A 233-nucleotide genomic window follows, 5' to 3' on the forward strand; every position below is an offset into this window, starting at 1 on the left:
CCGAGGAGTTCCCAGGAGCCAGACCAGCACCGACACCGTCACCGGCATGACCTGCCAGCACTGCGTCGCGTCGGTCACCGAAGAGGTCCAGGAGAGCCCGGGCGTCGAGAACGTCGCGGTCGATCTGGCCACCGGTGCCGTCACCGTCACGAGCGCCGAGTCCCTCGCCGATGCCGCCGTCGCGGCCGCCGTCGAGGAGGCCGGCTACAGCCTCGCATGAACACCCCGGCCAC

The 233-nt window shown here is 71.2% G+C and carries 1 protein-coding gene; it reads left to right on the forward strand.

Annotation, left to right across the window (positions count from 1 at the left end):
- On the forward strand, positions 1-220 hold a 220-nt coding region (locus NVV99_RS26920), incomplete at its 5' end, for a heavy-metal-associated domain-containing protein (RefSeq protein WP_260783346.1).
- Positions 221-233 lie beyond the last annotated feature (13 nt).

The organism is Rhodococcus sp. PAE-6 (assembly GCF_025290685.1).
Classification (GTDB): Bacteria; Actinomycetota; Actinomycetes; order Mycobacteriales; family Mycobacteriaceae; genus Rhodococcus; species Rhodococcus pyridinivorans.